Below are 6,288 nucleotides of genomic sequence, written 5' to 3'. Positions count from 1 at the left end.
CAGCCCGGACACCACGTCCCGGGCGGCGGCCCTCCGCCGGTGTCGCGCGCGCCTCCGCCGTAACCCCGCACCCCCGCGCCGGCGCCGGGCCCGCCCCCCGGGGGAGGGGCGGGCCCTGCACGGCACCGGTGGCGGTGCTTCAGTTGTTCTGCGTGGCGTCGGAGTCCGCCTGGGCGGCGGCGCTCTCGGCCGCGTCCACCTTCTGCTGCATCTGCTGCACCTGACCGTCGTCGGCGGTGGCGGCGGCCTTCCCCGGGGAGCTCTGGGTGGGGCCGCAGCCGGTCAGCAGCAGCGCGGCGGCGGCTGCCAGCACCGCGGCCGCGGCGCCGGCCCGGTGGCGCACGGGACGGCGGCTCACTTGCTGGCCTCCGGCGAGGGCTGCGCGGCGCACCAGGTGGCGACGGCCTTCAGGTCGTTCTGCCGGGTCTGCAGGGTCGGCAGCAGGCTCTTGCGGAACGTCAGCCGGTCGTTCAGGTAGGTGTAGATCTCGGTGTGGCCGGCGGCCTTGGCGTCGGCCACCCGCTGCTGCAGACGGGCCACCGAGCCGACCATGGTGGCGTCGCCGTTGAGCCGGTCGATGGCCTTGGTGATGCGCTCCTGGGTCTTGGGCAGGCGCTTGCAGACGGCCTTGGCGCCGTCGCTCTTCGGCGCGGACGCGGCCTGCGCGGGGACGGCGGCGAGCAGGGTGCCCGCCAGGGCGAGTGCGCCGACGGCGGCGGCCTTCCGGTTGATCTGCACGGCGGTTCTCCTCAGTGACCGGTGGGATCGGACGCTCGGAGCGTAGGGAGGCTTCTTGTGGAATCCCTGTGATCGCTCCGGGGGCCCCGGCCGGGGCCGCTCAGCGGTCCCCGGAGAGCCAGTCGCGGCGGGCCGGCAGCTGCAGCGTGGGCGCCTCCGGGCGCAGCAGCGGCAGCCGCAGCTCGACCCGGCAGCCGGCCGGGCCGGGGGCGTCGCCCACGGCGACCGTGCCCCGGTGCAGCGCCGCCTGCTGAGCCACCAGGGTCAGGCCGAGGCCCGAGCCGGGGCTGTCCTGGCGGCGGTGGAACCGGTGGAAGACCGCGGCCCGCTCGGCCGGCGGGACGCCCGGCCCGGTGTCGTCCACCGTGAGCACCGCGGCGCCGCTGCTGCCCGCCCGCAGCCGGATGGTGATCTGCGGCGGACCGTCGGCGGGGCGGCCGTGCACCGCGGCGTTGCGGATCAGGTTCGCGAGCGCGATCCGCAGCCCCGCCTCCCAGCCGAACACCGTGATGCCCGGCGCCGCCTCGGTCTTGACCGCCGCCTCCGGCTGGCGCCGGGCCGCCTCGGCGGCCGCGCCCTCCACCAGCTCGGTCAGGTCGACCGCGGTGAACGCGGACACCTCCACCAGGTCGCCGCTGGCCAGCGTCCGCAGGGCGGTGAGCAGCTCCTCCAGCCGGGCGTGGTCCTGCGACAGCTCGGCGACCACCTCGGCCCGTTCGCCGGCCGGCAGGCCGGGGTGCGCGGCCAGCACGTCCAGGTTGGTGCGCATCGCCGTGAGCGGGGTGCGCAGCTCGTGCGAGGCGGCCGAGGAGAACGAGCGCGCGGTGTCCAGCGCCTGCGCCGTCCGGCCGGCCTGCTCGTCGTAGCGGGCCAGCAGCAGCTCCAGGGCGCCGGCCAGTTCGTCGACCTCGGCGACCCGGCTCGGGGTGTGGCCCAGGGTGCTCGCCCCGCCGCGCGGGTCGAGGGCGGCGGCCCGGGCGCTCAGCCGGCGCAGCGAGGCGGTGGCCCGGCCGGCCAGCCCGAAGGCCAGCAGGCCGGCCACCGGGGCGGCCAGGACGGCGACCAGCAGCACCCGCCGGCGCACCGCGGTGACCTGCGGGTCGACCGCTGAGGACGGCGACACCAGCCAGAGCGTGCCCGGTGCGGCGCCGTCCACCGGGACGGCCAGCACCCGCCAGGCCCGGCCGGCGTCGCGGACGGTCACCGGCGCGTCGGAGGCGGCCGGCAGCGGGACCGCCTCGGCCGGCTGCGGGCCGACCACCAGCCGCAGCGTCCCGTCCGCGCCGGCCAGCCGGACGCCGGAGTCGAGGGCGCCGTCGAGCACCTTGCGCTGCTGGTTCTGCTCGGCCTTCGTCCGGTTGCGGCTGTCCGCGGCGAGCAGGGTGCGGACGTTCGGCAGGACGGCGGCGGCCCGCTCGCGCAGCACGGCGTCCTGCTGCCGGGCCAGGTCGCGGTGGACCAGGCCGAGCAGCAGCAGGCCCGCCGCCAGCACCATCAGCGGCACCAGCACGGTGACCGACAGGGCGATCCGGGTGGAGAGTTTCACGCCCGCCCCCCGTCGGCCGGCAGCCGCAGCACGAAGCCGACCCCGCGCACGGTGTGCACCAGCCGCGGCCGCCCGCCGTCCTCCAGCTTGCGCCGCAGGTAGCTGACGAAGGTGTCCACGGCGTCGCTGCGCACGTCGAAGTCGTAGCCCCAGACCCGGTCCAGCAGCTGGTCCCGGGTGAGCACGATCCCGGCGTTGCGCACCAGCTGGGTGAGCAGCTCGAACTCCCGCCGGGTCAGGTGCAGCTCGGTGTCCTCCCAGTGCACCTGGCGGGTGGCGGGGGAGACCGTCAGCGGGCCGGCGCGCAGCACGTCGGACGGCGGCGCGGGCCGCCGGCGCAGCAGGGCGTGCAGCCGCAGCACCAGCTCCTCCAGCGCGAACGGCTTCACCAGGTAGTCGTCGGCACCGGCCTGCAGCCCGGCGACCCGGTCGGCGAGCTCGTCCAGCGCGGAGAGCATCAGCACCGGCGTCTCGTCGCCGACGGCCCGCAGCGCGCGGCAGACTCCGGTGCCGTCGAGGCCGGGCATCGACACGTCCAGGACCAGCACGTCGGGGGCCGCGGGCCCGCCCATCGCCGCCAGCGCCGCCTCGCCGTCCGCGGCCAGCTGCACGGCGAAGCCGCTCAGCCGCAGGCCGCGCTCCAGCGAGCGGCGGATCGCCGCGTCGTCGTCCACCACCAGCACCCGGCCGCCCGAGCCGCCCATCGGTACCTCCTCGCCTGCGGGCCGCCGACTCTCTCACGCCGTTCCGGGTGCCGCGTGCCCGGGGCCCCGCGGGCGTGCGGGGAGGGCGTACGGCTCAGGGCCTGCGGGCGACCGCGCCGTACATGCTGACACGGTCCGCGCCCGCAGCGGGCTCGGCGTCGGGCCGCCACAGCGGCACGGTCACCACGCCGGGCTCCAGGATCTCGAGGCCGTCCAGGAATGCCCGGACCTCGGCGCGGCTGCGCCCGACCAGCGGGGCGGTGGCCCGGTCGTACACGCCGGTCACCCGGTCGCGGACCTCGGCCGGCAGGAAGTCGGCGGTGCCGTGCGAGAGGATCAGGTGGCTGCCGGGGGCCAGCGCGTCGAGCAGGGTGCGCAGCACCCGGGCCGGCTCGTCCTCGTCGGGGAGGAAGTGCAGCACGGCGCCGAGCACCAGGGCCACCGGGCGGTCCAGGTCGAGCAGCTCGGCGACCTCGGGGGCGGCGAGGACGGCAGTGGGGTCGCGCAGGTCGGCCCGGAGCACGGCGGTGCGGCCGAGGCCCGTGCCGGCCATCAGGGCGCGGGCGTGGGTGAGCACGATCGGGTCGTTGTCGACGTAGACCACCGTCGCGTGCGGCAGCACGGCCTGCGCACTCTCGTGGGTGTTGCCCGCGCTCGGGATTCCGGTGCCGATGTCGAGGAACTGGTCGATGCCCAGTCCGGCGACGTGCCGGACGGCCCGCTGCAGGAAGCCGCGGTTGGCGCGGGCGGTGGAGCGGAACTCCGGGTTGGCGGCCAGGGCGCGCTCGGCGGCCTCCCGGTCGGCCGGGAAGTTGTCCTTGCCGCCGAGGTAGTAGTCGTACATCCGCGCCGGGTGCGGTACCTCGGGCCGCAGATCGACGCTCTGCCCGACATCCGTGCCCCATCCGTCCTGCTGGTCCACCGTGTGCCCCCTCCGCGCTCGGACCGGCCGTCGGGGCCCGAGCCTACGGTCCGGGCCGCGTGCTGTCCGGACCACCGCTCAGATCGGCAGCCGGGTACGGGCGTTCGACCGGGTGGAACCGGGGGCCGGGGTGCGGCGTCCACCAGTACGCGGCGGTTCGCCGTCCGGGAACACAGGGCAGGAGACGGGTATGGGAATCGTCAGCTGGATCATCCTCGGCCTGGTGGCCGGGGCCATCGCCAAGCTTCTGCTGCCCGGGCGCGACCCGGGCGGCTTCATCATCACCACGCTGATCGGCGTCGCCGGCTCGTTCGTCGGCGGCTGGCTCTCCGCCACGGTGCTCCACCGCCCGGTGGCCAAGCACTTCTTCGACCTCGCGACCTGGGGCTCGGCGATCGTCGGCGCCCTGGTGCTGCTGATCGCCTACCGCCTGTTGTTCGGCAACTCCCGGGACTGACCGGCCCGGTGGGAGGGGCGGGCGGACCCGTCGCGGCCGTCGCGGCCGAGCGGTCCGCCCGCCCCTCCGCCGTGTCCGGCGGGCGGTGCGCGCGAGCGGGGATTTGCGGGAGCGCTCCCATATTTCTCCCAATTCCTCCACGCGGACACCGTCGAACTCCGTCGAAACCTCCCTCTGCACAAGGGATTACGCCATCCGCGACGGCCCGCTAGCATCGGGCCCGGTCGTGCGGGAGCGCTCCCACCCAGCCCTCCCACCCTCCTCGGCCGCCCTGACCCTCTCCCACCCGAGAGCACGCGGAGGACACTGTGCACACCCCCGAGCCCCTGCGGCGCGCCGTCCCGGAACCGGGCCGCCCGCCCGGACACCGCCGCACCGGCGCCCGGCGCGGCCGCGCCGCCGCCCTCGCCCTGGCCGCGGGCGGGATCGCCACCGCCCTGCTGCTGGCCGCCCAGGGCGGCGCGGACGCCGCCGTCCAGGGCAGCCTCCCGGCGGGCACCCAGTTCTACAAGGACCCGGCCTCGCAGGTCGTCAAGTGGGTCGCCGCCAATCCCGGCGACTCCCGGACGCCGGTGATCTCCAAGCGGGTCGCGAGCCAGCCGCAGGGCATCTGGTTCTCCAACTACCGCCCCGACACCGTCACCTCGGACGTCCGCGCGGTCACCTCGGCCGCCGCCTCGGCCGGCCAGGTCCCCGTCCTGGTGGTGTACGAGATCCCCAACCGCGACTGCGGCGGCGCCTCCGCGGGCGGTGCGCCCGACCTGGCCTCCTACGACGCCTGGGTGGGGAAGTTCGCGGCCGGCCTCGGCAGCGGCCGGTCGGTGGTGATCCTGGAGCCCGACTCGATCGCGCTCACCACCTGCCTCTCCGCCCAGCAGCAGAGCGACCGCTTCGCCTCGCTCGGCCGGGCCGGCGCCGCCATCCGCTCCGCCGCCCCGAACGCCAAGGTCTACCTGGACGGCGGCCACTCCGCCTGGAACAGCGCCGCCGAGCAGGCCAACCGGCTGCGCGGCGCCGGGGTGCTGACCAGCGCGGACGGCTTCTTCACCAATGTCTCGAACTTCAACTCAACTGCCAACGAGGTGAGTTACAGCAAGTCGGTGCTGTCCGCGCTGGGCAGCCCGGGCAATCTGCACGCCGTGGTCGACACCAGCCGCAACGGCAACGGCCCGGCGGGCGGCGGGGCCTGGTGCGACCCGTCCGGCCGGTCGATCGGCGCCTACCCGACCAGTTCGACCGGGGACGCCGCGATCGACGCCTTCCTCTGGATCAAGCCCCCGGGCGAGGCCGACGGCTGCGCGGCCGCCGCCGGCACCTTCGTACCGGACATCGCCTACCAGCTGGCCGTCAACGCCGCGGACCCGAGCACCCCGCCGACCAGCCAGCCCCCGACCTCGCAGCCGCCGACCAGCCAGCCGCCCACCTCGCAGCCGCCGACGTCCCAGCCCCCGACCGGCAGCGCCGCCTGCTCGGTCGCCTACCGTGCCAACAGCTGGACCGGCGGCTTCACCGCGGACGTGACGGTGAAGAACACCGGCTCCGCCGCGATCGCCGGTTGGACGGTCGGCTGGACCTTCCCCGGCGACCAGAAGGTCACGAGCGCCTGGAACGCCAAGGTCACCCAGTCCGGCGCGGCCGTGACCGCCGCCGACCTCGGCTACAACGGCAGCCTGGCACCCGGCGCCTCCACCGGCTTCGGCTTCCAGGGCACCTTCGGGTCGAGCAACGCCGCTCCGACCGCGTTCACCGTGAACGGCGCCGCCTGCACGGTCGCCTGACGCCCGTTCCGTCCGCGGCGCGCGCCGCCCCCGGGCCCCCCGGGGGGGGGGGGGCGCGGGCGTCCCGGGGGGCCGGGCGCGGGGGGGCGGGCGGGGGGGCGCGGGGCCGGCGCGCAGCGCGCCGCCCCCCGCGCCCCCGCCCC

The 6,288-nt window shown here is 76.5% G+C and carries 7 protein-coding genes; 2 read left to right on the top strand and 5 right to left on the bottom strand.

The annotated features are described in order from the left end of the window. Nucleotides 1–139: 139 nt before the first annotated feature. The 5 genes from ACFV0G_RS32910 to ACFV0G_RS32890 form a co-directional block, all read right to left on the bottom strand. Nucleotides 140–358 (bottom strand): hypothetical protein, encoded by a 219-nt coding sequence (locus tag ACFV0G_RS32910; RefSeq protein WP_380555927.1) that lies wholly within the window; start codon nucleotides 356–358, stop codon nucleotides 140–142. Then, nucleotides 355–738, bottom strand: a complete 384-nt coding sequence (locus ACFV0G_RS32905; RefSeq protein ID WP_380555925.1) for a hypothetical protein — start codon at nucleotides 736–738, stop codon at nucleotides 355–357. The genes ACFV0G_RS32910 and ACFV0G_RS32905 overlap by 4 nt, the downstream gene beginning before the upstream one ends. A 100-nt stretch (nucleotides 739–838) precedes the next feature. Beyond that, entirely contained in the window at nucleotides 839–2,284 is a 1,446-nt protein-coding gene (locus ACFV0G_RS32900) for a sensor histidine kinase (RefSeq protein WP_380555923.1), read from the bottom strand. Continuing rightward, nucleotides 2,281–2,988, bottom strand: coding sequence for a response regulator transcription factor (locus ACFV0G_RS32895; protein WP_380555921.1), 708 nt, complete (start codon nucleotides 2,986–2,988; stop codon nucleotides 2,281–2,283). Before ACFV0G_RS32895 ends, ACFV0G_RS32900 begins: the two co-directional genes overlap by 4 nt. A gap of 94 nt (nucleotides 2,989–3,082) precedes the next feature. Next, nucleotides 3,083–3,910: an SAM-dependent methyltransferase gene (locus ACFV0G_RS32890; RefSeq protein WP_380555919.1), complete on the bottom strand. Its 828-nt coding sequence runs from the start codon at nucleotides 3,908–3,910 to the stop codon at nucleotides 3,083–3,085. A gap of 190 nt (nucleotides 3,911–4,100) precedes the next feature. On the opposite strand from ACFV0G_RS32890, the gene ACFV0G_RS32885 reads away from it, so the two are divergent. Both ACFV0G_RS32885 and ACFV0G_RS32880 read left to right on the top strand, forming a co-directional pair. Next, on the top strand, nucleotides 4,101–4,367 hold the full coding sequence (locus ACFV0G_RS32885; RefSeq protein WP_380555917.1) for a GlsB/YeaQ/YmgE family stress response membrane protein: 267 nt from the start codon (nucleotides 4,101–4,103) through the stop codon (nucleotides 4,365–4,367). Nucleotides 4,368–4,675: 308 nt separating this feature from the next. Beyond that, the gene (locus tag ACFV0G_RS32880; protein WP_380555915.1) at nucleotides 4,676–6,145 is read left to right on the top strand and encodes a glycoside hydrolase family 6 protein; all 1,470 of its coding nucleotides are present in this window, start codon (nucleotides 4,676–4,678) and stop codon (nucleotides 6,143–6,145) included. Nucleotides 6,146–6,288: the final 143 nt, after the last annotated feature.

Origin of the sequence: Kitasatospora sp. NPDC059571 (assembly GCF_042735675.1) — a bacterium.
GTDB lineage: Bacteria > Actinomycetota > Actinomycetes > Streptomycetales > Streptomycetaceae > Kitasatospora.
Note: the sequence above shows the minus strand (reverse complement) of the source record. Positions and strands in the feature narration are given on the sequence as shown.